The sequence below is a fragment of the Amycolatopsis sp. NPDC004747 genome (genome assembly GCF_053601335.1).
In genome coordinates, this window is record NZ_JBSGBQ010000005.1 from 233,478 (window position 1) to 253,754 (window position 20,277).

Annotated in this window: 23 protein-coding genes; 17 read left to right on the top strand and 6 right to left on the bottom strand. The window is 69.7% G+C overall.

Translation table 11 applies throughout. From position 1 onward, the window contains the following. The first annotated feature begins 66 nt into the window (after positions 1-66). Positions 67-699 (top strand): class I SAM-dependent methyltransferase, encoded by a 633-nt coding sequence (locus ACWEGE_RS09985; protein ID WP_449660076.1) that lies wholly within the window; start codon positions 67-69, stop codon positions 697-699. Here ACWEGE_RS09985 and ACWEGE_RS09990 read toward each other — a convergent pair. Together ACWEGE_RS09990 and ACWEGE_RS09995 are read right to left on the bottom strand one after the other, a co-directional pair. After that, positions 677-1,936 carry an MFS transporter gene (locus tag ACWEGE_RS09990; RefSeq protein ID WP_449660077.1) on the bottom strand — a complete coding sequence of 420 codons (1,260 nt, stop codon included), beginning with the start codon at positions 1,934-1,936 and terminating at the stop codon, positions 677-679. The genes ACWEGE_RS09985 and ACWEGE_RS09990 overlap by 23 nt on opposite strands. Next, positions 1,933-3,303, bottom strand: a complete 1,371-nt coding sequence (locus tag ACWEGE_RS09995; RefSeq protein ID WP_449660078.1) for an MBL fold metallo-hydrolase — start codon at positions 3,301-3,303, stop codon at positions 1,933-1,935. Before ACWEGE_RS09995 ends, ACWEGE_RS09990 begins: the two co-directional genes overlap by 4 nt. Positions 3,304-3,380: 77 nt before the next feature. Between ACWEGE_RS09995 and ACWEGE_RS10000 the strand changes: the two genes are divergently transcribed. Together ACWEGE_RS10000 and ACWEGE_RS10005 are read left to right on the top strand one after the other, a co-directional pair. Continuing rightward, positions 3,381-4,052, top strand: a complete 672-nt coding sequence (locus ACWEGE_RS10000) for an ArsR/SmtB family transcription factor (RefSeq protein ID WP_449660079.1) — start codon at positions 3,381-3,383, stop codon at positions 4,050-4,052. Next, positions 4,049-5,044, top strand: coding sequence for a cysteine desulfurase family protein (locus ACWEGE_RS10005; protein ID WP_449660080.1), 996 nt, complete (start codon positions 4,049-4,051; stop codon positions 5,042-5,044). The genes ACWEGE_RS10000 and ACWEGE_RS10005 overlap by 4 nt, the downstream gene beginning before the upstream one ends. Positions 5,045-5,051: 7 nt before the next feature. Here ACWEGE_RS10005 and ACWEGE_RS10010 read toward each other — a convergent pair whose 3' ends face one another. Next, positions 5,052-5,312: a hypothetical protein gene (locus ACWEGE_RS10010; RefSeq protein WP_449660271.1), complete on the bottom strand. Its 261-nt coding sequence runs from the start codon at positions 5,310-5,312 to the stop codon at positions 5,052-5,054. Continuing rightward, entirely contained in the window at positions 5,312-6,289 is a 978-nt protein-coding gene (locus tag ACWEGE_RS10015) for a Scr1 family TA system antitoxin-like transcriptional regulator (RefSeq protein WP_449660081.1), read from the bottom strand. The genes ACWEGE_RS10010 and ACWEGE_RS10015 overlap by 1 nt, the downstream gene beginning before the upstream one ends. A gap of 229 nt (positions 6,290-6,518) precedes the next feature. Between ACWEGE_RS10015 and ACWEGE_RS10020 the strand changes: the two genes are divergently transcribed. From ACWEGE_RS10020 to ACWEGE_RS10030, 3 genes are all read left to right on the top strand, one after another. Beyond that, positions 6,519-7,541, top strand: coding sequence for a helix-turn-helix transcriptional regulator (locus ACWEGE_RS10020; protein ID WP_449660082.1), 1,023 nt, complete (start codon positions 6,519-6,521; stop codon positions 7,539-7,541). Between the two features lie 36 nt (positions 7,542-7,577). After that, positions 7,578-8,231 (top strand): YdcF family protein, encoded by a 654-nt coding sequence (locus ACWEGE_RS10025; RefSeq protein ID WP_449660083.1) that lies wholly within the window; start codon positions 7,578-7,580, stop codon positions 8,229-8,231. A 160-nt stretch (positions 8,232-8,391) separates the two neighbouring features. Continuing rightward, entirely contained in the window at positions 8,392-11,013 is a 2,622-nt protein-coding gene (locus tag ACWEGE_RS10030) for an MFS transporter (protein WP_449660084.1), read from the top strand. Here ACWEGE_RS10030 and ACWEGE_RS10035 read toward each other — a convergent pair. Further along, the gene (locus ACWEGE_RS10035) at positions 11,010-11,396 is read right to left on the bottom strand and encodes a winged helix-turn-helix transcriptional regulator (protein WP_158641374.1); all 387 of its coding nucleotides are present in this window, start codon (positions 11,394-11,396) and stop codon (positions 11,010-11,012) included. The two genes, ACWEGE_RS10030 and ACWEGE_RS10035, sit on opposite strands and share 4 nt — an antisense overlap. 312 nt (positions 11,397-11,708) lie before the next feature. Then, positions 11,709-12,248: a prepilin peptidase gene (locus tag ACWEGE_RS10040; RefSeq protein ID WP_449660085.1), complete on the bottom strand. Its 540-nt coding sequence runs from the start codon at positions 12,246-12,248 to the stop codon at positions 11,709-11,711. A gap of 295 nt (positions 12,249-12,543) precedes the next feature. Between ACWEGE_RS10040 and ACWEGE_RS10045 the strand changes: the two genes are divergently transcribed. The 11 genes from ACWEGE_RS10045 to ACWEGE_RS10095 all read left to right on the top strand — a co-directional run bounded on the left by ACWEGE_RS10045 (position 12,544) and on the right by ACWEGE_RS10095 (position 20,275). After that, positions 12,544-12,903, top strand: a complete 360-nt coding sequence (locus tag ACWEGE_RS10045; RefSeq protein ID WP_449660086.1) for a hypothetical protein — start codon at positions 12,544-12,546, stop codon at positions 12,901-12,903. Then, positions 12,897-13,886 carry a hypothetical protein gene (locus tag ACWEGE_RS10050; protein WP_449660087.1) on the top strand — a complete coding sequence of 330 codons (990 nt, stop codon included), beginning with the start codon at positions 12,897-12,899 and terminating at the stop codon, positions 13,884-13,886. The genes ACWEGE_RS10045 and ACWEGE_RS10050 overlap by 7 nt, the downstream gene beginning before the upstream one ends. A gap of 97 nt (positions 13,887-13,983) precedes the next feature. After that, positions 13,984-14,682 carry an SAF domain-containing protein gene (locus tag ACWEGE_RS10055; protein ID WP_449660088.1) on the top strand — a complete coding sequence of 233 codons (699 nt, stop codon included), beginning with the start codon at positions 13,984-13,986 and terminating at the stop codon, positions 14,680-14,682. Beyond that, positions 14,682-15,524: a chromosome partitioning protein gene (locus ACWEGE_RS10060; RefSeq protein ID WP_449660089.1), complete on the top strand. Its 843-nt coding sequence runs from the start codon at positions 14,682-14,684 to the stop codon at positions 15,522-15,524. Before ACWEGE_RS10055 ends, ACWEGE_RS10060 begins: the two co-directional genes overlap by 1 nt. Beyond that, positions 15,521-16,936 carry a CpaF family protein gene (locus tag ACWEGE_RS10065; RefSeq protein WP_449660090.1) on the top strand — a complete coding sequence of 472 codons (1,416 nt, stop codon included), beginning with the start codon at positions 15,521-15,523 and terminating at the stop codon, positions 16,934-16,936. Before ACWEGE_RS10060 ends, ACWEGE_RS10065 begins: the two co-directional genes overlap by 4 nt. Next, positions 16,933-17,841 carry a type II secretion system F family protein gene (locus tag ACWEGE_RS10070; RefSeq protein WP_449660091.1) on the top strand — a complete coding sequence of 303 codons (909 nt, stop codon included), beginning with the start codon at positions 16,933-16,935 and terminating at the stop codon, positions 17,839-17,841. The genes ACWEGE_RS10065 and ACWEGE_RS10070 overlap by 4 nt, the downstream gene beginning before the upstream one ends. Then, the gene (locus tag ACWEGE_RS10075) at positions 17,838-18,731 is read left to right on the top strand and encodes a type II secretion system F family protein (protein ID WP_449660092.1); all 894 of its coding nucleotides are present in this window, start codon (positions 17,838-17,840) and stop codon (positions 18,729-18,731) included. The genes ACWEGE_RS10070 and ACWEGE_RS10075 overlap by 4 nt, the downstream gene beginning before the upstream one ends. A gap of 38 nt (positions 18,732-18,769) precedes the next feature. Beyond that, complete coding sequence (locus ACWEGE_RS10080; protein ID WP_103355629.1) at positions 18,770-18,955, top strand: hypothetical protein; 186 nt, start codon at positions 18,770-18,772, stop codon at positions 18,953-18,955. Between the two features lie 14 nt (positions 18,956-18,969). Further along, positions 18,970-19,392 (top strand): TadE/TadG family type IV pilus assembly protein, encoded by a 423-nt coding sequence (locus tag ACWEGE_RS10085; protein WP_449660093.1) that lies wholly within the window; start codon positions 18,970-18,972, stop codon positions 19,390-19,392. Then, entirely contained in the window at positions 19,389-19,838 is a 450-nt protein-coding gene (locus ACWEGE_RS10090; RefSeq protein ID WP_449660094.1) for a TadE/TadG family type IV pilus assembly protein, read from the top strand. The genes ACWEGE_RS10085 and ACWEGE_RS10090 overlap by 4 nt, the downstream gene beginning before the upstream one ends. Further along, complete coding sequence (locus ACWEGE_RS10095) at positions 19,835-20,275, top strand: pilus assembly protein TadG-related protein (RefSeq protein WP_449660095.1); 441 nt, start codon at positions 19,835-19,837, stop codon at positions 20,273-20,275. The genes ACWEGE_RS10090 and ACWEGE_RS10095 overlap by 4 nt, the downstream gene beginning before the upstream one ends. Positions 20,276-20,277: the final 2 nt, after the last annotated feature.

The window sequence follows — 20,277 nt, forward strand, 5'->3', positions numbered from 1 at the left end:
CCACCTCCTTCCGCATTTCGTGTAGATAGTACATAGTGAAGTAACTTCATCATATGGGGAGAGGCGATGGCTGATCTTGACGGCGCCGAGCTGCGCCGGCGCTGGGACCGGTACGCGCCGCGGTATGACCGTGACATCGGGGTGGTGGAACGGCTGCAGTTCGCCGGTGGCCGTGAATGGGTGTGCGCGCAGGCCGCCGGAGAGGTCCTGGAGGTCGCGGTCGGCTCCGGCCGCAACTTCGCGCACTACCCGGCCGGGATCCGGCTGACCGGGATCGATCTGAGCCCGGCCATGCTGGAGCTGGCCCGTGCCCGCGCTGCCGAGCTCGGTCGCGAGGTCGAGCTGCGGGAGGGTGACGCGCAGGCGTTGCCGTTTCCGGGCGCGTCGTTCGACACGGCGGTGTGCACGCTTGGCCTGTGCGGCGTCCCGGACGAGCGGGCCGCGATCGCCGAGATGCACCGGGTCCTGCGCCCGGGCGGGCGGCTGTTGCTGCTGGACCACATCGGCAGCGACCACGCGGTGCTGCGGTTCGGGCAGCGGCTGCTGGAGAAGGTCACGGTCCGGATGCTCGGTGACTACCAGACCCGTCGGCCGCTGCCGCTGCTGGAGGAGGCCGGGTTCGAGGTGAGCAGGGCCGAGCGGCTCAAGCTTGGCACCGTCGAACGCGTCGCCGCGGTCAAGCGTCCCGCCGCGGGGTGATCCAGCGTGCGGCCAGCAGCCCGGACGCGGCGGTGAGGATCGAGGCCGCGACCACGGTCGTGGTGAGGCCGAGGGTGTCGGCGAGGATGCCGGCCAGCAGGGCCCCGGCGGCGTAGCCTGCGTCGCGCCAGAACCGGTACGTGCCCAGCGCATTGGCGCGCCAGCTCGGGTGCGCGTGGTCGGAAATGGACGCGATGAGCGCGGGGTAGACCATGGCCGTGCCCAGGCCGAGCACGACCGCGGACACGACCCCGGCCAGCAGCGGGTTGTCCAGCAGGACCAGGGCGAGGACGAACGCGGCGGCTTGGACCAGCATGCCGGTGACGATCAGCGGTTTGCGGCCGATTCGGTCGGCGAGGTGTCCGGTCGGGATCTGCCCCAGGCCCCACAGCAGTGGGTACAGGCCTTTGATCAGGCCGACGGCGGCGAGGCCGAGGCCGTGCTGGGTGAACAGCAGCGGGAACACGCCCCAGGTGAGGCCGTCGTTGAGGTTGTTGACCAGCCCGGCCTGGCTGGCCCCGCGCAGCGACCGGTCGCGCCAGCTGGTCCGCGCGAAGGTGGCGGCCAGCCCGGTGACCTCTCCGGGGGCCGGGCTGGGGTGGCGGGACAGTTCCAGCGCGACGTGCCTGGCGGTATCCCGCACGATCAGGGACAAGCCCAGGCCGGCGGCGACGAAGACGACGCCGATCAGCTCGGGCACCGGCCGCAGGCCGTAGGAGGTGGCCAGGTAGCCGGTGAGCAGGGCGACCCCGCCGACCGCGCAGTAGCCGGCGGCCTCGTTGAGGCCGGTGGCCAGGCCACGCCGGGCCGGGCCGACCAGGTCGATCTTCATGTTGACCGTCATCGACCAGGTCAGGCCCTGGTTGAGGCCCAGCAGCACGTTGGCGGCCACGATCCAGCCCCACGACGGCGCCCACGCCAGCGCGAAGGGCACCGGCACACCGATCAGCCAGCCGGCGATCAGCAGCTGCCGCCGGTGGAAGCGAGCGGTCAACGCGCCCGCGGCGAGGTTGGTGCACGCTTTCGTCAGGCCGAAGGCGATGATGAACGAAAACACCGCCAGATCGCTGGCCAGGCCAAAGGTTTCCGACCCGATCAGCGGCACCGTGGTGCGCTCCAGCCCGACCAGCCCGCCGACACAGGTGTTGACGACGACCAGCAGGGTGAACTGCAGCCAGTTCTCCCGAAGGCCGAGCTGGACCGGACGCTCGCCCGCGGGCGCCGGAGTACCGGTCACGACGCCGTGCCCTCGATGAGGTGCTGTCCGTGCGCGGCGGCGTAGTCGCCCGGCCCGCCGTCGAGGACGGCGACGTCGGTGCGGCCCGCGCGTTCCAGCAGGCTGGCGGCGGTCATCGCGCGTTCACCGTGGCCGCAGGCGACAACCGCACCCGCGGGGGTCTCGGCGGCGTGCGCGGCGAGGGCGCCGAGTTCGATGTGGACGGAGCCGGGAACGTGACCGGCGGCGTATTCGGCGCTCTGGCGCACGTCGAGGTAGCGGCGTCCGTGGGCGCCGGCGGGACGGACGAATTCGGTCGTGGCCTGACCGCCGCCGTCGGCGAGCCAGGCGTCGATGCCGCCGGAAAGGTGACCGGCGATGCGTTCGTAGCCGATTTTGCAGGCCTGCCAGGCGATTTCGGCGAGGTCGTGGTCGCCGGTGGTGAGGAAGATCAGGGGCTGATCCTCGGGCAGCAGCCAGCCCAGCCAGCTGGCGAACTGATCCCGCAGCGGGATCGACACGCTGGCGGGGACGTGCCCGGCGGCGAACGCGGCGGCGGGCCGGGTGTCGACGACCTGTGCGCCGGAGCCGATCAGCTGCCGGACCTCGGCGGCGGTCAGCGGCGGGACAGCGGGCTCGCCGGTCAGCACTCGCGGGCCGCGGCGGTTGATTTCCCCGAGCCGGTCGAAGTAGGCGGGGTAGGAGCCGAGCTGGGCGATCAGCCGTCGGGCGAAGGTGTCTTCGTCCGGCGCGGCCAGCAATGGGTTCGCGGCTTTCTCCGCGCCGATGGTGGTGGTCCGCTCGGTGCCGCTGGGCGCGGAGCAGAATGAGCCCGCGCCGTGCGTCGGCCACACCGGCGTGGCATCGGGCAGCGTGGTGAGCCGGCGCAGTGACCGGTATTGGGCGCGGGCGAGTTCGTCGGTGCGGTCCGGGCCGAGCAGGTCGGTGCGGGCCGCCGAGCCGACGATCAGCGAGCCGCCGGTGAACACGCCGAGTTCGCGTTTGCCGTCGAGCAGCAGGTAGGACAGGTGCTCGTCGGTGTGCCCGGGCGTGGCCAGCGCCCGCAGCGTCAGCCCGCCGAGGTCGATCTCGTCGTCGTCGGCCAGCGGTGTGTGCGGGAATGCCCGGTGGCCGGCGGCGGAGGCCAGCACCGTGGCGCCGTCGTCGTGGCCGAGCTGGACGGCGCCGGAGAGGAAGTCGGCGTGCAGGTGGGTGTCGGCGGCGAAGGCGACGCTCAGCCCGCGGCGCCCGGCCGCGCGGCGCACGGCGCGCAGGTCGCGGCTGACGTCCATGGCCAGCGCGCGGCCGTCGCCCAGGTCGACGAGGTAGGCGCTGTTGCCGAGCCCGTCGTCGACCAGCGGGAGCAGGTGGTCCTCGGCGAAGCCCACGGCTCCTCCTCGTGCTCGGGTGCGGTGCTGTTCGATCCTAAGCTACAATATTCCATGGATTTATGGAGGAGTACATGATGGACACCCGCGCCGATCGCAAGGCGGCGCTCTACGGCGCGTTCGCGCTCAGCGGTAAGGCGCTGGCCAGCGGCAAGCGCCTGGAACTGCTTGACCTGCTCGCCCAGGGCGAGCGATCGGTCGATGCGCTCGCCCGTGCGGCCGGGTTGAACCTGACGACCGCCTCGGCGCACCTGCAGACGCTCAAGCAGGCGGGTTTCGTCATCGCCCGCCGGGACGGCACGCGCATTCACTACCGCCTGGCCGGAGACGACGTCGCCCAGCTGCTGTCGCTGCTGCTGAAGGTCGCCGAAACCCACCAGGCCACCGTGTCCCCGGCGCTGCGGGACTACCTCGGCACCGACGGCGCCACGGAAATCGACCGGGCCGAGCTCCAGGCGCGTGCCGCCGCGGGCGACATCGTCATCCTGGACGTGCGACCGGCCGAGGAATACGCGGCCGGTCATATCCCCGGCGCGATCGGCATTCCCGTCGACGAGTTGGCCGAGCGCATCAGCGAGCTGCCTGAGGACCTCGAGATCGTCGTGTACTGCCGCGGCGAGTACTGCGTGTTCGCCTACGACGCGGTGCGCACCCTGACCGGGCACGGCCGCCGGGCGATCCGGCTGCACGACGGCATGCTCGAATGGCGCGTCGCCGAGCTGCCCGTCGATGTGGCGGCCGCCGCGTGAGCGCGCCCCCGCATCTCGGCCTCGTGGGTGGCCCCGTCCACGCCGACTACAACGCCACCACCCCGGTCGACCCGCGCGTCGCTGAGGCGATGGTGCCGCACCTGACCCACCACTTCGGCAACCCCTCCAGCGCCCACCACTACGCCGACATCCCGGACATCCCGCGAGCTGCCCTGGCCGAGGCCTGCGCTCAGATCGCCGCGCTGATCGGCGCCCGCTCCGGCGAGATCGTGTTCACCGGCTCCGGATCCGAAGCCGACCTGCTCGCCCTGCGCGGCGCCGCCCTCGCGACCACCGGACGCCGGCACATCATCACCCAGGCCACCGAGCACCCCGCCATCCTCGGAGGGGCCCGCGCGCTGCAGCGCCTGCACGGCGCCCGGGTCACGCTCCTCCCGGTCGACCGAGACGGACTCGTCGACCCGGCCGACGTCGCCGCCGCGCTCGACGAGGACACCGCACTGGTGTCGATCATGACCGCGAATAACGAAACCGGCGCCCTGCAACCAATCCCGGAGATCGCCGCCGTGGCGCACGAGCGTGGGGCACTGACCGAGGCCATGGTCGCGCTCGTGGCCGGCGAGCTGCGCGAGATCCTGAGGGAACAGCGTGACGATCTCGTGGGTGTCACCTGCTTGGCCCGCGGCGCGGACCAGGTTTTCGCCCGAGTCGTTCTGGAGTTGGGTGGGACGCTCGAAGTCGTGCTGCCGGCGGCGGACTACCGCGAGCGCAAGGTTAAGCCGGACGACGTGGCCGAGTTCGACACCCTGATCGCCGAAGCGAGCGTCCACACGATGTCGTTCGCCGAGTCGAACCGTGACGCCTACATGGCCGCCAGCGAGCACGCCCTGTCCATCGTGGACAAAATGGTCGCGGTCTGGGACGGCGGACCGTCCGGCGGCCATGGCGGCACCGCGGATGTCGTCGATGCGGCGCGGAATCGAGGGCTGGCCGTCACGGTCGTCTGGCCGGAGCACGCTGCCCGAGCCTGAAAGTCTTTCAGCGGCGGCCGATCCGATCGCGCCGTGACGGGATTCCCTTCCGTTGCCGGAGGACATCGTCACAGGGCTCGCATTGCTGGTGGACGCGGTTGTTTCGACCCTCACCGGAGAGCTTGAACTCCGCCTCGCCGGATTCGCCGCAGAGCATGGTGACAGCTTCTCCCGGCTGCGGCACCGCGGTGAGGTCCATTCGATGCCACTTGCCGTTGAGGACCGGCTGGATCGTCTGCGGGTCGACGTAGATGACGGCGGCGACCATCACGACGCCCGAGCTTGGAGAGAATCGAGCCAGCCTTCGATCGTGACCGGCTGGGCGAAGGCGCGTCCCAGCAGTGCCCGCGCGGTGTCGTGGTACCTGTTCAGCACGTCCTTGTCCGTGCCGTACGTCGTGCAGTGGCTGTGCTTGAGCGCGACGGCGATCGGCCTGGGGCCGTCCTCGAAGAGCGTGAAGGCTGCCGCGGAATCGGGCCCGGACTGGACGATATGAATTGTGACGTCGGGGCGGCGTCCTGCTTCGCGGAGCTGCCTGATCTGCTCAGCGCCGTCGGGTTTGTCGTGGGCCATGCGCAGGGCCTCGTCGCCGATCAAGAAGACGTATCGGCGTCCGCCTTGCTCCATCGTCTGCCGGCGGCACTGGCGGTGAAACAGCTCCTGGTCATAGCGTTCGGACTGCTCCGCGGCCTCATCTTGAGCCGCGACGGGCGGCGGTGATGGCAGCAGGAGGTCCGGGATGCGGAATGGCGCCCACTCCACGATTCGGCTTGAAAGTTGCTCGTATGTCCACAACAGATCGATCAGCGGTGCCGCGGACTGGTCGACGAAGTTCGGGACGTCGAGCTGCTTGGCGATCTTCATGACCTGCTCGAATTCGGCACGGCTGACTCGGAGGCACCCGAGAATCTGGGCGACCAGCGTGGGCTCGGGGACGTTTGTCCCCAGTTCCACGTTCGACAGCTTCTGCGCGCTGATTCCCAGTAGGCGAGCTAACTCGCGGAGCCCCATCTTCCGGCGCTCACGCGCATCGCGCAGTCCGACGCTTACGGCGAGTACGGCAGGTTTGCGGGTTGCGTGCATCGTTCGGTCCTTGCTTTTACGTTGGTCAGCTGAAGAAGATTCAGGAAGGTGACGAAGCCCGTGAAGCAGGCGGCTGAGCAACACGTACAGAGCCAGGTCTTCCTCGTTCGGCCATTCGGGACCGGACGTTGGCTCGTCGTCTGATTTCTGTTTCGAGGTCATGGTTTTCAGTTGCCGCCGGTCTTGGGTGGCACCCCTGGTGACCGGGGCTCACATCGGAGGGGGAAGCGAGGTGGTCGACCAGCCACCGGGGTGCCGAAATCGACCTTCGCGGGTCGTCCAGCTGAATCACCAGGGCGTACATCCGGGGCGAATCTGTAGGAGATCTTGTGTACAGCCATCTGACCTGCGGTAATCTGATGACCTCAGGCGGTGATCTAGGGAGTGAATCATGGGAACGCGGCGCCACGGGCTCATCCGGGCTCGTAAGGCAGCTGGCTACACCCAGGAGACGCTGGCCATCGAACTGGGCCTCGACACGACTACCGTCGGGCAGTGGGAACGCGGCAAATCGGAGCCGCTGCCGTACAAGCGGCCGAAACTCGCAAAGGCGCTCGGCGTCACGTCGCGCGGCCTCGAAGAGCTGCTGGCCGAAGGCGCCGCCGTGGTATCGCCTCCGAGCGCTGACTACGAAACCTGGGCCGACGACCTGGATCGAGTCGCCGTCTGCCTCGGCCGCCAGGAGTTCGACCTGGCGAAGCTCCTGCTGGATCGCTGGACCGGCCGGCTGGTCCCCAGCGGCGATGGCCGCGGGCTCTACCTCTACGGCCGGTCGCTACGACTTCTCGGTGATCTGCGTCAGGACCAAGGCGTCCTCACCGGACCGATGTCCGCCCGGCAGAGCTACGGACGCGCCATGGCGGTCTTCCGCGAGCTCGGTGCCGACCGGCGGGTCGCACAGCTCGAACTCCAGCTGGCTGTCCTCGACGAGATGGGCGGCAACCACGAGCCTGCCGCCGAGCAGTACCGGCAGCTGGCTGCGGACACCCGCCTCGATGCCCGCGACCGCACCCGCGCCCAGCTCTGGGTCGGGACCGCGCTCAGCAAGGCGGGCCGGAACGCGGACGCCATCACCTTCATCAAGCCCGCCATCCGGCAGTTCGAGGCTCTCGAAGAGCCGCAGGACTGGTCGGTGGCGTTCCAGAAGCTGGCCCTGGCGCACCGCGGTGATGGCGACCTAAGCCAAGCCGGCGTCGCCTTCCAGGTGGCGCTCGACCACCGGCCCGGCGACGCACCCATGCAGCGCGTTCGCCTCGACACCGCGCACGGCCACCTCCTGCTGTCCGACCCCGCCACGGCCGACAGCGGGCTCAAGCTGCTGGAGGGCGCCGCCGCAACCTCGACGCAGTACGGGATGATGCATCAGCTACAGGCCATCTCGGGCATTCGCCGCGCGTACGAACGCCAGGCGTAAGCCCGCGCACGCGACCCGAGGGAGTACGAACGCGCCGTGACGCGGCAACTTACCGATGTGGAGTGGCACGACGCCGAGCTCGTGTGGGACTTCCACCAGGTCCACCACGAGATTTCTGCGTGCGACGTCGCCATCGCACTGGGATGCAACGACATCGGCGTCGCCGAGTACGCGGCCGAGCTGTACCACCGCGGCATGTTCCAGACCGTCGTCTTCACCGGTGCGACCAGCCGGGACACCGCCGCCATCTTCCCGCGCGGCGAAGCCGTCCACTTCTGCGAGCGCGCCCTGGAGCTGGGCGTGCCGGACGCCGCCATCCTGGTCGAGCCTGAGGCCGCGAACACCGGCGCCAACATCACGCTCTCCCGCGACCTGCTCGTCGGGGCCGGGCTGTCACCGGACTCCGTGCTCCTCATCTCGATGCCGTACATGGAGCGGCGGGCGTTCGCGACCTGCCGGCGCCTGTGGCCTGAAGTCGCGGTGACGTGCACGTCGGCGCCGCTGACGCTGGAGGAGTACGTCAAGACGATCGGCGACGCCGCCGAGGTCGTCGACATGATGATCGGCGATCTGCAGCGGGTGATGATCTACCCCGAACGCGGCTTCGCCATCGAGCAGCCGGTGCCGCCCGCTGTGGCCGCCGCGTTCGATCGCCTGGTCGCGGCGGGGTTCAACAGCCGCCTGCTCTGATCGGCAGAAGTCGATCAAGTCAGTAGCGGACCGTCACGGCCGTGCTGCGATTGGGTGATCTGTCGCTACTTGTGTCCACATGGACACGGAGCGGGCATACCGTGGTTCTTCCAGGTAGGGGGGCCTGCCGGGCGAGTTTCGACGGCGGTGGGGAGGGCCGATGACCGAAACCGGGTCCCGCGGTTTTGCGGCGGCGCTGCGAGGTCGTGAGTTCCGCGCGCTGTGGCTCGCCGAAGCCTTGTCGGTCTTCGGCGATCAGGTCGCGCGGGTGGCGCTCGCGCTGCTGGTCTATGCCCGCACGGACTCCGCGGCGCTGACGGCGCTCACCTACGCCCTGACCTTCGTGCCGGCGATCCTGGGCGGCTTCCTGCTCTCCGGCCTGGCGGACCGCTATCCGCGCCGGACGGTGATCGTCGTGACCGACGTCGTGCGTGCCGTGCTGGCGGCGGCGATGGCCGTGCCGGGGATGCCGCTCTGGATCCTTTGGGCGTTGATCGGATGCCTGACGATGGCTGCGGCGCCGTTCAAGGCCGCTCAGCTCGCGCTCCTGCCGGACGTGCTTCCGAACGGGCTGTACCAGGCCGGTCTCGGCCTCCGGCAGATCAGCACACAAACGGCCCAGGTGGCCGGCTTCGGGCTCGGCGGCCTGCTCGTGACGAGCTTGAGCACCAGCGGCGCGCTGCTGGTGAACGCCGCGACGTTCCTGGTCAGCGCCGTTGTGGTCGCCGCGGTGGTCCGAACTCGTCCCGTCAGCCGGGCCGAGACCAAGACGACGCCGCGGTCAGCTTCGGTGGCCACCGACCCGCGCATGGTCGCTATCTACATGCTGGCCGCGATGATCGGATTTCTTGTCGTACCTGAAGGCTTGGCGGCGCCGTACGCGAACGCGGTGGGCCTGACGTCGATCGGGGTCGGCGTCCTGATGGCGGCCGATCCCGTCGGCAGCGTGCTCGGCGGCTGGCTGGCCAGCCGGCTCCGGCCCGATACCGCGCTCACGGCGAAGCTGGTCGTCGTGCCGGCAGCGGCGTCCGGCCTGCCCCTGATCGCTTGCCTCGCGCTACCCGGCGCTTGGTGGGCCGCAGGCCTCTGGGCGGTCTCGGGTGTGCTGTCCACCATCTACTTGATCCGGCTGCAGGCGGTCGTCGTCGAGCTGGTGCCGGACGCGCGTCGCGGCACCACGATGGGACGGCTGAGCACCTGCCTCTACAGCTCGCAGGGCATCGCGATCCTCGGCGCCGGCGTTGTCGCCGAGCGGCTCGATCCCGTCTTCGTCGTTGCCGGGTCGGGCGCGGTGGCGTCACTCTCCGCGGTCGCGGCCGGGTTCGTCTGGTGGGCGGCTCGACCTCGGCAGGCGAGAACTGTCGAGGACGAGCCCGCACCCGTGGATTCAGCGCGCTCAGAAGTCCTTGTTACGCATAGTGACCCCCTCCCGGAGCGTCCGGCGGCGGGAGGTGCCGAGGTGCGGCGGCCGGAGCTCGAGGACCTCGGGTCCTCCCCTGGGAACGGAAGCGAGATCAGTATGCCGAACGAGGGGGTGGCTGAGCGCTCTGGTTGGTCACGATGGGCTATCTGGTTGCTACCGCGGCCCGCGGCGGTGTTTCTGCTGGTCATCGACGCCATCGCGGTAGCGGCCATCGTCTTCGACGCGAGGGCCCCGATGGCCTGGCGAGATGTCGTGTCCTGCGGGTTGATCGTCGGGCTCGGCATCCTGGCCGCGGAGATGACCCGACGAGTCGAGCGGCGGCGACGGCGGTTTTCGGACACTCCGCACGTCAACTTCTCATCCGTGTGGACCCTGGCCGCCGCGCTGACCCTCCCGACCGCCTTGGCGGCCCTTGTCGCCGTGCTGCTGTACCTGCACCTGTGGCTGCGCAGCTGGCGAGGCGTCGCCGGGATCCACGCGCACCGCGTCATCTTCAGCACGGCGAACGTCATCCTGTCCTGCCAGATCGCCGGGTGGGCTGCCAAGCAGCTGCACGTCGTGCCGCCCGGCCAGGAAGCCGGAATCTGGACCGCGGTGGGCTTGGCATCGGTGATCGCGATCTACTTCACCGCGAACTCGACGATCGTCGGCGTGGCGATCGCCCTTGCCAGGCGGAGCCTTTCGTTCAAGCGGATGCTTGGTGCACTCAACGAGAACATCCTCGAGCTGGCGACATTGTGCATGGGCGCGCTGACCGCGGTCCTCCTGACTCTGCGCCCGTGGCTCGTGATCGTGTTGTTCCTGCCGCTCTACGCGTTGCACCGGAGCGTCCTGATCCGCCAGTTCGAGCACGCCTCGACCACCGATTCGAAGACCGGACTGCTCAACGCGGCGAGCTGGCACGCCATCGCGGCGAAGGAGATCGACCGCGCTCGCCAGCACGGCTTCAGCGTCGGTGTCCTGATGATCGACATCGACCACTTCCGTGATGTGAACAACGTTCACGGACACCTGACCGGCGACAGGGCGCTCGTCCTCGTCGGCAACGCCATCCGGAGCGAAGTCCGGAGCGATGACCTCTGCGGGCGGTTCGGTGGCGAGGAGTTCGTCGTCCTGCTGCCGGGCAGCTCGCCGGACGCGATTCACGCCATCGCGGACCGCATCCGGGAGCACGTCGAACGCACCGTCATCGAGCCGGATGCCGGACCAGGCTTCCACGTCAGCGTGTCGATCGGCGCAGCTGCGTTCCCCGCGGCGGGCAGTTCGCTGGAAGAGGTCCTGATCTCCGCTGACAACGCGCTGTTCGCGGCCAAGGACGCCGGGCGCAATCAGGTCCGAGTCGTGAAGTCGACCGCCTAGCGATGACCGCGGCTGTCGGCTCGTGTCTGGTCGCGACGCTGCTGCGACCACGTGGCCAACGGACGCAGCGCGCGCAGAAGCGCACGGCCGTCGGGTGACAGCTTGTACCAGACATTGGAGAAGGCGCTGCCTTCCGCGCGTCGTTCGACGAGCCCGTCCTGCTCCAGCCGCCGGAGCGTGTCGGTCAGCGTGCGAGCCGTCAGCGGCTTCGAGTGCGCCGTCCAGCCGGAGCGCTCCTCGGCTTCGTTCACCTCGTTCCGCAGCTTGGTGAACTCCAGCTCGCCGAGTGCGAGGGTCGCGAGGACGGCGACGGTCCAGTCACCTCGCAGCAGGGCAAGTACCTCGTACACGCTCTGCCGGTACGGCACGTCCCAGTCGTCCACACCTGCAGACCTATCACGAAGTGCCGCCCGGCTGGCCCCAGTCGAGCCCTTGACGTCCCGTCGGCAGGACACCTTCGTCCGAACGAGTGAAGATCCGTCGACTGAGTCCAGACTCACCCGTCGACTTACCTTGCACTCAGCCGAGGTCAGGCCGCTAAACCGGAAGTCACCCGGGCTCCGGCGCCTGGGAACGGAAGAGGAATCGAAGGGGACGGTGGCCGGCCGTGTCTGGCGAGAAGGCCGGCCGGTCACCGACACCTACAGGGGAGGGAAGCTGCGATGAAGACTTGCTCGCTTGAGCCGATCAGTCGGCTACCCGTTCGCGAGGAGCATGGCGGCCAGCGTGCCGGCGATCAGGAACGGCCCCATCGGGATCGCGGTCCGACGCCGACCGAGACGCATGATCGCCACCGCGATCACAGCGGCCAGCCAGGGCAGCAGACTGCCGAGAACGAACGTTTGCCAGCCGAACCACGCAAGCGCCGCCCCAAGTGGAACGGCCAGCTTCACGTCCCCGCCACCGAGCTGGCCGGGCGCCATGAAGTACACGGCGAGGAAAAACGCGGCGGTCACGGCCGCGCCGGCGACGGCGCGAGCCAGCGAACCGGCCTCGCGGTTAAAGACGGCGGTCGTGACGACCGCGGCGCCGACCGAACCGGCGAGTCCGAGCACAAGCAGGTTTGGCAGGCGACGGTGTCGCGCGTCGGCGAAGGCGAATGGTACGCCGAACGCCGCCACGCTCGCGGAAATCGCGAACGGCGTCACGTCGTGAACGCGCCAGGCGAGCGCGCCGACGAGTGCGGCCGCGATCACCAGCTGCGCCGCTACCTGCCGGCGGGGAGAACGGACCACGACCGCACCACCCATCACGACCGCGACGGCGGCCGTGATGCCGGTCAGGATGAACAGGGGTAGCGGAATGATGTCGACTCCGTCAGGTGCGGTTCGTCCATCATGGACGAAGGTGTCAACCCACGCGATCTTGCTGAGCTTCGCCGCGCTAACGCTCAGCGCGTGCTCCGGCGGCGGTTCTTCCGCACCGTCAGCCTCTGCGTCGAACCCGCCGACGACCAGCTCGACCTCGGTTCCTCAGCCGACTCGTGCGCCCCAGCTGGCGACCGATGCCTACGTCGGCATGTGGCGAGCGATGGCAAAGGCCGGTGAGACGGCGGACTGGCAATCACCCGAAGTGGCGAAGTACGCGACCGGTGACGCGCTCGGCGTGATCAACCGCAGCCTCTACACCGACCACCTCAACGGCGTGGTGTCCAAGGGAGCGCCGGCGACCAGCCCGAAGGTCACCGAGGAGAAGCCGCCGAGCAAGCCCACGACGATCATGATCTCCGACTGCGGGGACAGCACGAACTGGGTGAAGTACAAGAAGGACGGTTCACCTTTCACCGACTCGCCGGGCGGGCACCGCGCGATCACCGCGGAGGTCAAGAAGCAGGCGGACGGCTCGTGGAAGGTCACCAGGTTCGCGGTCGAGGGGGTGGGGACATGCTGAACCGTGCGGCGCCCGCGGCCGTGCTGGCGGCGGCCATCGTCGTGATCGGCGCCGCGCCCGCGCTCGCCGACGGCTACGGCTACACCGACTGCAGCCAGTACCCGAACCCCGGCTGCGAACTCGGCGCGGGCAAGGGCGGACAGCAGGGCGGCGACCACGGCAACCAGCCGAACAAGCCCGGAGGCCCAGGGCACCACAACTCCGGCGGCGGACCTTCGGATCCCGGCGGCGACACGATCATCGGCGGCGGCAACCTGGCCCAGTGCGGCTACGAGCGCAGCGGATACCAGGGTCCGCCACCTGGAAGCGCTCAGCCGGCAGCGTTCCATGTCCCGCCGAGGACTGGACCGGCCACGGCGGTGCCCGCTGCCTATCGGCGACTGGCAGGCGCGCAGCCGCCGTCCGGCGCCTGGTACGTCTACAGGTGCACGGGGCCCGGCATCCGGGACACCCTGTACCGGCCGCCCGTTTGGATCGCCGACGGCGAACCAGGTCCGGCACCGCTGCCGTCGCCCGCTGAGCTCGCCGCCCAGGCGCGGAACCAGCTGCGTCTACCCGCGCCGAAGATCAAGGCGAGTCCGGCCGGCGACCAGCTGGTCACCTTGCCGACCTGGTTGTGGCTGGACCGGAGCAGCTGGGGCGACGTCTCGGCCACCGCGTCGGTGCCGGGTGTCTCGGTGACCGCGGTCGCCAAGCCGACCTCGGTGACCTGGTCGATGGGCGAAGGTGGCTCGGTGACCTGCACCGGCCCCGGCTCGCCGTTTCCCGGAGGCGGTGACCCGAAGAGCGCGTCGCCGGACTGCGGCTACACGTACAAGACGTCCTCGGCCGGTCAGCGCGCGGATGCGTTCCCGGTGACGGCCACGGTGAACTGGACCGTGACGTGGTCGGGCGCAGGCACGGGCGGCACGTTCCCGAATATGACGACCTCGGCCTCGGCGGCGTTCCGTGTGGCGGAGAGCCAGGGAATCGCGACCGGCTGAGGTCCGGCACGCACAACACAACCCTCGTTTGAGAAAAGGCGCGTCGAACACCCGAGTCGACGCGTCGCGATGGCGTCATGCCTTGAGGAGGTCGGTGGTGACAACTACCGCAAGTTCAACCAGCCCGGACGCGAAACCCGCGTCGCCGAAATCGTGGGCGAGCCGTGATGGCAAGACGCCCGCACGCCTGAGCGGCGGTGGTCGCCGCCGCAGCGTGCCTCACCTGCTGCTCGGCGTCCTGCTGGTCGCCATTTGCTCTGCCGGAGGCGTGGTCGCCGGGATGCAGCTCGGCGACCGCGAAAGCGTCGTCGCGCTGGCCCGTGCCGTTGCCGTGGGCCAGCTTCTCGAGGTTCAGGATCTCAAGCAGGTCAGCATGGCGGTGGACTCCGGAATGGACGTTCTGCCCGCGTCGGCAGCGTCCACTGTGGTCGGCCGGCCGGTGGCATTCAGCCTGCCCGTCGGTTCGTTGGTGACGCGCTCGGTCCTCGGCGTTCCGCAGATTCCTGCGCCCGGCAGGGGTGTCGCGGCGGTGGGGCTGAAGCCGGGACAGTTTCCGCCCGACCTGGCGCCCGGAACTACGGTGGCGGTCCTCGCGACGCCGGGGCAAAGCCCAGCTGTCGGAACGCCGGTCGGCCAGACGTCGTCATGGACCGCGGTGGTGTCCGCCGTCGCTGCCCGGGAGACCGAGCAGGTCACCGTGGTCTCCTTGCAGCTGGCCGAATCGGACGCTCGCGCGTTGGCTTCGGCCCCGGCGGGCCAGCTCAGCCTCGTGGCGATTGCCGGGGGAGGACGCTGATGCTGATCGCCGTCTGCTCCCTCAAAGGCTCGCCCGGTGCGACCACCCTGGCGACCGCGCTCGGGGCCTGCTGGCCGGCCCAGCGGAGTCCGATCGTCGTCGAAGCCGACCCGGCCGGCGGCGACCTGATGGCCCGCTTCCGGCTGCCCGACACTCCGGGCCTGGTCAGCTTGGCCGCAGCGGCCCGAGGCCGTGGAGGTGCCGACCCGAACCTGCTCGTCCAGCACTCCCAGCCTCTGCCGGGCGGCTTGCGGGTCGTGCCTGGCCCGGTCGGCGCTGAACAAGCTCGTGCAGCGCTCGCGGTGCTGGCCTCCGGACTCTCCTCGGCGCTGCGTCGAGCGGCCGACCAGCCGGACACCGTGGTCATCGCTGACTGCGGCCGGGTCGATCCCGGTTCTCCTGCGCTGCCGATCGTCCGGGGTGCGGACGCGATGCTGCTGCTCTCCCGCCCACACGACGACGAGCTCGCGCACGTCGCGCTCAAGCTGCAGGCCGCCCAGCAGTGGTCACGCCGACCGTGCCTCGTCCTGGTGGGCGACGGCTACCCGACTGCGGAAGTCTCGCAGACGCTGCAGATCCCGGTGATGGGCCGGGTGCCTGCCGACACCAAGGGCGCGGCGATGTTCAGCGGCCAGGGCACGAGCCGGCGCGGGGCGGACAAGTCCGCGCTTGGTCGGGCCGCGGCAATGATCGCGCTCAACCTCCACGCGCACGGGCACCAGCCGACCACCACCGACGGAAGCCGGCCACCGCACCTGCGGCTGGCGGTTGTCGGCGAGTCGGTCCCAGGCGTACCCCCGCAGCGGGTCGGCCCGCACATCCGGAACGGGGCGACGCCATGACGCGCTCCGACCTGGCCGTGCCGGTCAACGGCCGCCCGCACGTGCCTGGACCGACAGATCTTCCGCACCGGCCTGCCGGTGAGACCGCGGCGGTGGAACGGCTGCGGCAGCACCTGCGCGACGAGCTGTCCAGCCAGCTCAGCCACCGCGTCCGGGCCGACGAGTCCGCCGGCCGGCCGCCGATGGACGCACCGGCACGCCGTCGCCTGGCCGAGGCCATTCTGACCGACGCGGCCGAGGCGCACGCGCAGGCCGAGCTGCGCAACTCCGCGGCCGGCGGGATGCTCGTGGCGCCCGAGGTCGAGCAGCGCGTGATCCGTCAGGTCCTTGACGAGGTCTTCGGCCTGGCCGGCCTGGAACCGCTGCTCGCCGACACCGACATCGAGAACATCAACATCAACGGCGACCGTGTCTTCGTCAAGCGCGCTGACGGCGGTCGCAAGCGTTTGCCTCCGGTGGTCGGTTCCGACACCGAGCTGATCGAGCTCATCCGGGACCTGGCGACCCGTTCCGGTGTGGAGGAGCGAAGGTTCGACCGCGGCAGCCCGATCGTGAACTTCCAGCTGCCCGGCGGCGAGCGGGTCTCGGCGGTCATGGCGGTGACTGCGCGGCCGTCGGTGTCGATCCGCCGGCACCGGTTCACCAAGGTCACCCTCGCCGACCTGCGTAAGAACGGGACGATCGACCTCGCCCTGGAGAGCTTCCTGAAAGCCCTCGTGAAGGCGAAGCGCAACATTCTCGTCACCGGCGGCACGGCGATCGGCAAGACGACCATGCTGCGCGGCCTGGCCTCGGCGATCCCGCCGTGGGAGCGCCTGGTGACGATCGAGGACGTCTTCGAGCTCGGCCTCGGCGAGGACGCCGAGGTCCACCCGGATGTGGTGGCCCTGCAGGCCCGCGAGGCCAATATCGAGGGTCAAGGGGAGATCTCGCTGTCGGACCTGGTGTGGCAGTCCCTGCGGATGAGCCCGGACCGGGTCATCGTCGGCGAAGTCCGCGGGCCCGAAGTCGTCCCGCTAACCAATGCGATGTCCATGGGCAACGACGGCAGCATGGGCACCTTGCACAGCAGCTCCAGCCAGGGCGCGTTCACTAAGCTCGCCGCCTACGCGGTGCAGGGCCCGGAGCGGTTGCCGATGGAGGCGACCAACCTCCTGGTCGCCGCCGCGCTGCACTTCGTGGTGCACCTGGAGAAGCCCCGAGACGACCCCAGCAAGCGTGTTGTCTCCTCGATCCGCGAAGTCGTCGGCGCCGACGGCGCCCAGATCATCAGCAACGAGGTTTGGCGGCCCGGCCCGGATCTGCGCGCGGTGCCCGGCGCGCCGCTGCGCACCGACACCGTCGACCTGCTCGTCGAAGCGGGCTACGACCCGGACCTGTTCGAGCGGCGCGAAGGCTGGTGGACGCCATGACCGTCTTGCTGGGCGTGCTCGGCGGTGGTGTCGCCGTCGGGGCCCTGCTCGTCGTCGCCGGTCTGCGCGGTCGGCCTGCGCGTGCGGTGACGTCGTCGCGGCTGAGCACCTGGCTGGCCGCACGGCACGACCGCAAGCAGGTCGGTCTGCTCGTCGTGGCCGCGCTTGTCGGCCTGGCGGTCGGTGTGGTCACCGGCTGGGTGGTCGGCGGCATCCTAGCCGTGGTCGCGGTGGCCGGCCTGCCGCGGATTCTCGGCTCAAACGTCGACCACCAGCGCCAGCTCCAACGCATCGAGGCGATCGCCGGGTGGACGGAGATGCTGCGCGACACCCTTGTGGCGGCGGCCGGACTGGAGCAGGCCATCCTTGCCACCGCCCCGGCCTGCCCAGCGGCGATCCGCGAGGAGATCACCGAGCTGGCCGTCCGGCTGAAACGAGGCGAACGCCTCGCACCCTCCTTACGCCACCTCGCCGACCAGCTCCGCGACCCGACCGCCGATCTGGTGATCTCCGCACTCGTACTGGCCGCCGAGCACCAGGCCCGGCAGCTGGCCGACCTGCTCGGCGAACTGGCCGGCGAGGCACGCGAGCAGGCGTCCATGCGCATGCGGGTTGAGGCCGGCCGTGCCCGCACCCGGACGAGCGTGCGGGTCGTCGTGATCACCACGTTGGTCTTCGCGTTCGGGCTGGTACTGCTCAACCGCGGCTACCTCGCTCCCTACGACTCCGCGTTTGGGCAGGTCATGTTGCTGCTCGTCGGCCTGCTGTTCACGGTCGCCTTCACCTGGCTCGGGCGGATCGTGCGCCAGCGTGACCCCGAGAGGTTCCTGATTGAGCTGAGCGCGATCCGCCAGCACGACGCCGACGTCGATGACCTGCTTACCGGGAAGGGAGCGTCATCATGATCGAGGCGTTGCTGTGGGGAGCCGGGCTCGGCGTCGGCTTGTGGGCGCTCGTGGTTTACGTGTTCCCGCCGCGGCCGCCGCTGCGGGCCCTGGTCGACCGGCTGCACGCAACGCCCGTGCCGCCGCCGATCCTCACCGCGGAATCCGACGGTTGGGCGCTGCAGGTGGGTCGCCCGTTCGTCAAGCCATTGGCTGCCCTCGGGTTGCCCAACAGCAAGCTACGCAACGACCTCGCGGTCACCGGTAAGGGCATCGAGCACCACCTGGCCGAGAAGGCGGCGCTGGCGTTGGCCGGGTTGCTGCTGCCGGCCGTGATGCAGGTGCTGCTCGTCGTGGCCGACGTCGGCCTCGCCTGGGAAGTTCCCGCGGTCGCCGGTCTCCTCGTCGGGCTCGGCGGATTCCTGCTCCCGGACATCCGGGTTCGAAAGGAAGCCGAGCGGCGCCGTTCCACCTTCCGGCACGCGTTGTCGGCCTACCTGAATCTTATCCGGGTTCTGCTGGCGGGCGGCGCCGGTGTCGACGGCGCGTTGTCGGATGCGGTCGGGATCGGCAAGGGCTGGGCGTTCCAGCAGCTTCGTCGCGCGTTGGTCACCGCCAAGTTGACCCGCACCACGCCATGGGCCACCCTCGGTCAACTTGGTGGCGAACTCGACGTGCATCAGCTCTCCGAGCTCGCAGCGTCGGTCAGCCTCGCGGGTACCGAAGGCGCCCGCGTCCGCGCGAGCCTCGCGGCCAAGGCCGCAGCACTACGTACTCGCGAACTCACCGATGCCGAAGGCGATGCCCAGGCAGCGACCGAACGGATGAGCCTGCCCGTGGTGATGCTGTTCATCGGCTTCCTCGTCTTCATCGGATATCCCGCCCTTGCCAGCGTGCTGGCTGGCTTATGAGTCCACTTCAGACCGTCGTACCTTTGAAGGAGAAGCTGATGTTGAACGAAGTCCAGATTCTGATCGCCCGCGTCCGTGCCGAGCTGGAACAGCTCCGTCATGACGAAGGCGGCTACTCAACCGAAGCCGTCGTGGTGACCGCTGCCTTGGTCCTCCTGGCGATTGCCGTGGTCGCAATCATCGTCGCCAAGGTGACCGAGAAGGCCAACGGCATCACCCTCTAGGTCGGGTGACCGCTATGCCTCGAAACGTACTGCGCCGACTTGGCACGGATGAGCGCGGCGCCGGCACGGCCGAGCTCGTCATCGCGACCCCGCTGCTGTTGCTGCTGGTTCTGCTCATCGCTCAATTCGCGCTGTACATGCACGCCGTCCACATTGCTCAAGCCGCTGCGTCCCAGGCGCTGTCCGTGGCACGAATCTCCGGCGGTAGCTCAGCCACGGGTGACACCGAGGGACAACGAGTCCTTACGCAACTGGGCAACGGACCGTTGCGGGAGACCTCGGTGAACGTCCAGCGTGGAGCTGCCCAGGTATCCGTGACGGTCACCGGAAACGTAACCAGCCTGATCCCGTTCGCAACCCTCGCGGTCCACGCAGAAGCCGTTGGGCCAGTGGAGAAATTCACCCCGCCGGGCGGAGTCAGGGCGGTGACACCATGACTGCGGCCCGCAGCCTCCTTGCGCTACGGCGAGATGACCGGGGATCCGCCGCGGCCGAGCTCACTCTCCTGACCCCGGTGTTGATCCTGCTCTTGCTGTTCGTCGTCTTCTGCGGTCGGCTGGCCGACACCAAGTTGCGGGTCAACGACGTCGCCCACCAGGCCGCCCGCGCCGCCACTCTGGCCCGCAGTCCATCGCAAGCCACCGCCAACGCCCAGGCCACCGCCAGTGCGGCCCTGCGCTCGGCCGGGATCGCCTGCCAGTCGCTGTCGGTTTCCGCCGACACTCAGGGGCTCAAGCCTGGGTCGACGGTGACCGTGACCGTGTCGTGCAGCGTCGGACTCGGAGACCTGACCGCGCTCGGCGTGCCCGGCAGCCGGACGTTCGAGTCCACCTTCTCCTCACCGGTCGACGTCTGGCGCGGCACCTCTGGAGGTACAGCATGAACTCGATCGGAGTGCTACGTCGGCTGCGCGACGATGAAGAAGGACGGGTAACCGCCTTCGTCGTCACCATCGCGCTCGCGGCCCTCCTCTTTGCCGGCCTCGTGCTCGATGGCGGACTTGCACTGGCCGCGAAGGTCCGCGCGATCGGCGAGGCGCAGGAAGCCGCGCGGGCCGGCGCCCAGGAGATCGACCTGGCTGCATACCGCGCCGACGGCTCGCTGCGCCTGGTCCCGCAGCGGGCGGGCGCCGCGGCCCGGAGTCACCTCGCCGCCGCGGGGCACACCGGCAGCGTGTCGGTCACCGGAAACAAGGTCGCCGTAACCGTCACCATCGACCAGCCCACCCAGTTGCTCGGGCTCGTCAGCATCGCCTCGATCACCGTAACCGGAGACGGACAAGCTGAACCACAGCGCGGAGTCTCCGGCGTACTTCCATGAGA

What these genes read in the sequence shown, in the direction of transcription:
- ACWEGE_RS09985 (WP_449660076.1), top strand. Translation starts at nt 67, where the DNA reads ATGGCTGATCTTGACGGCGCCGAGCTGCGCCGGCGCTGGGACCGGTAC.
- ACWEGE_RS10000 (WP_449660079.1), top strand. Translation starts at nt 3,381, where the DNA reads ATGGACACCCGCGCCGATCGCAAGGCGGCGCTCTACGGCGCGTTCGCG.
- ACWEGE_RS10010 (WP_449660271.1), bottom strand. Translation starts at nt 5,312, where the DNA reads ATGGTCGCCGCCGTCATCTACGTCGACCCGCAGACGATCCAGCCGGTC.
- ACWEGE_RS10015 (WP_449660081.1), bottom strand. Translation starts at nt 6,289, where the DNA reads ATGACCTCGAAACAGAAATCAGACGACGAGCCAACGTCCGGTCCCGAA.
- ACWEGE_RS10020 (WP_449660082.1), top strand. Translation starts at nt 6,519, where the DNA reads ATGGGAACGCGGCGCCACGGGCTCATCCGGGCTCGTAAGGCAGCTGGC.
- ACWEGE_RS10030 (WP_449660084.1), top strand. Translation starts at nt 8,392, where the DNA reads ATGACCGAAACCGGGTCCCGCGGTTTTGCGGCGGCGCTGCGAGGTCGT.
- ACWEGE_RS10045 (WP_449660086.1), top strand. Translation starts at nt 12,544, where the DNA reads ATGGCAAAGGCCGGTGAGACGGCGGACTGGCAATCACCCGAAGTGGCG.
- ACWEGE_RS10050 (WP_449660087.1), top strand. Translation starts at nt 12,897, where the DNA reads ATGCTGAACCGTGCGGCGCCCGCGGCCGTGCTGGCGGCGGCCATCGTC.
- ACWEGE_RS10060 (WP_449660089.1), top strand. Translation starts at nt 14,682, where the DNA reads ATGCTGATCGCCGTCTGCTCCCTCAAAGGCTCGCCCGGTGCGACCACC.
- ACWEGE_RS10065 (WP_449660090.1), top strand. Translation starts at nt 15,521, where the DNA reads ATGACGCGCTCCGACCTGGCCGTGCCGGTCAACGGCCGCCCGCACGTG.
- ACWEGE_RS10070 (WP_449660091.1), top strand. Translation starts at nt 16,933, where the DNA reads ATGACCGTCTTGCTGGGCGTGCTCGGCGGTGGTGTCGCCGTCGGGGCC.
- ACWEGE_RS10075 (WP_449660092.1), top strand. Translation starts at nt 17,838, where the DNA reads ATGATCGAGGCGTTGCTGTGGGGAGCCGGGCTCGGCGTCGGCTTGTGG.
- ACWEGE_RS10080 (WP_103355629.1), top strand. Translation starts at nt 18,770, where the DNA reads ATGTTGAACGAAGTCCAGATTCTGATCGCCCGCGTCCGTGCCGAGCTG.
- ACWEGE_RS10085 (WP_449660093.1), top strand. Translation starts at nt 18,970, where the DNA reads ATGCCTCGAAACGTACTGCGCCGACTTGGCACGGATGAGCGCGGCGCC.
- ACWEGE_RS10090 (WP_449660094.1), top strand. Translation starts at nt 19,389, where the DNA reads ATGACTGCGGCCCGCAGCCTCCTTGCGCTACGGCGAGATGACCGGGGA.
- ACWEGE_RS10095 (WP_449660095.1), top strand. Translation starts at nt 19,835, where the DNA reads ATGAACTCGATCGGAGTGCTACGTCGGCTGCGCGACGATGAAGAAGGA.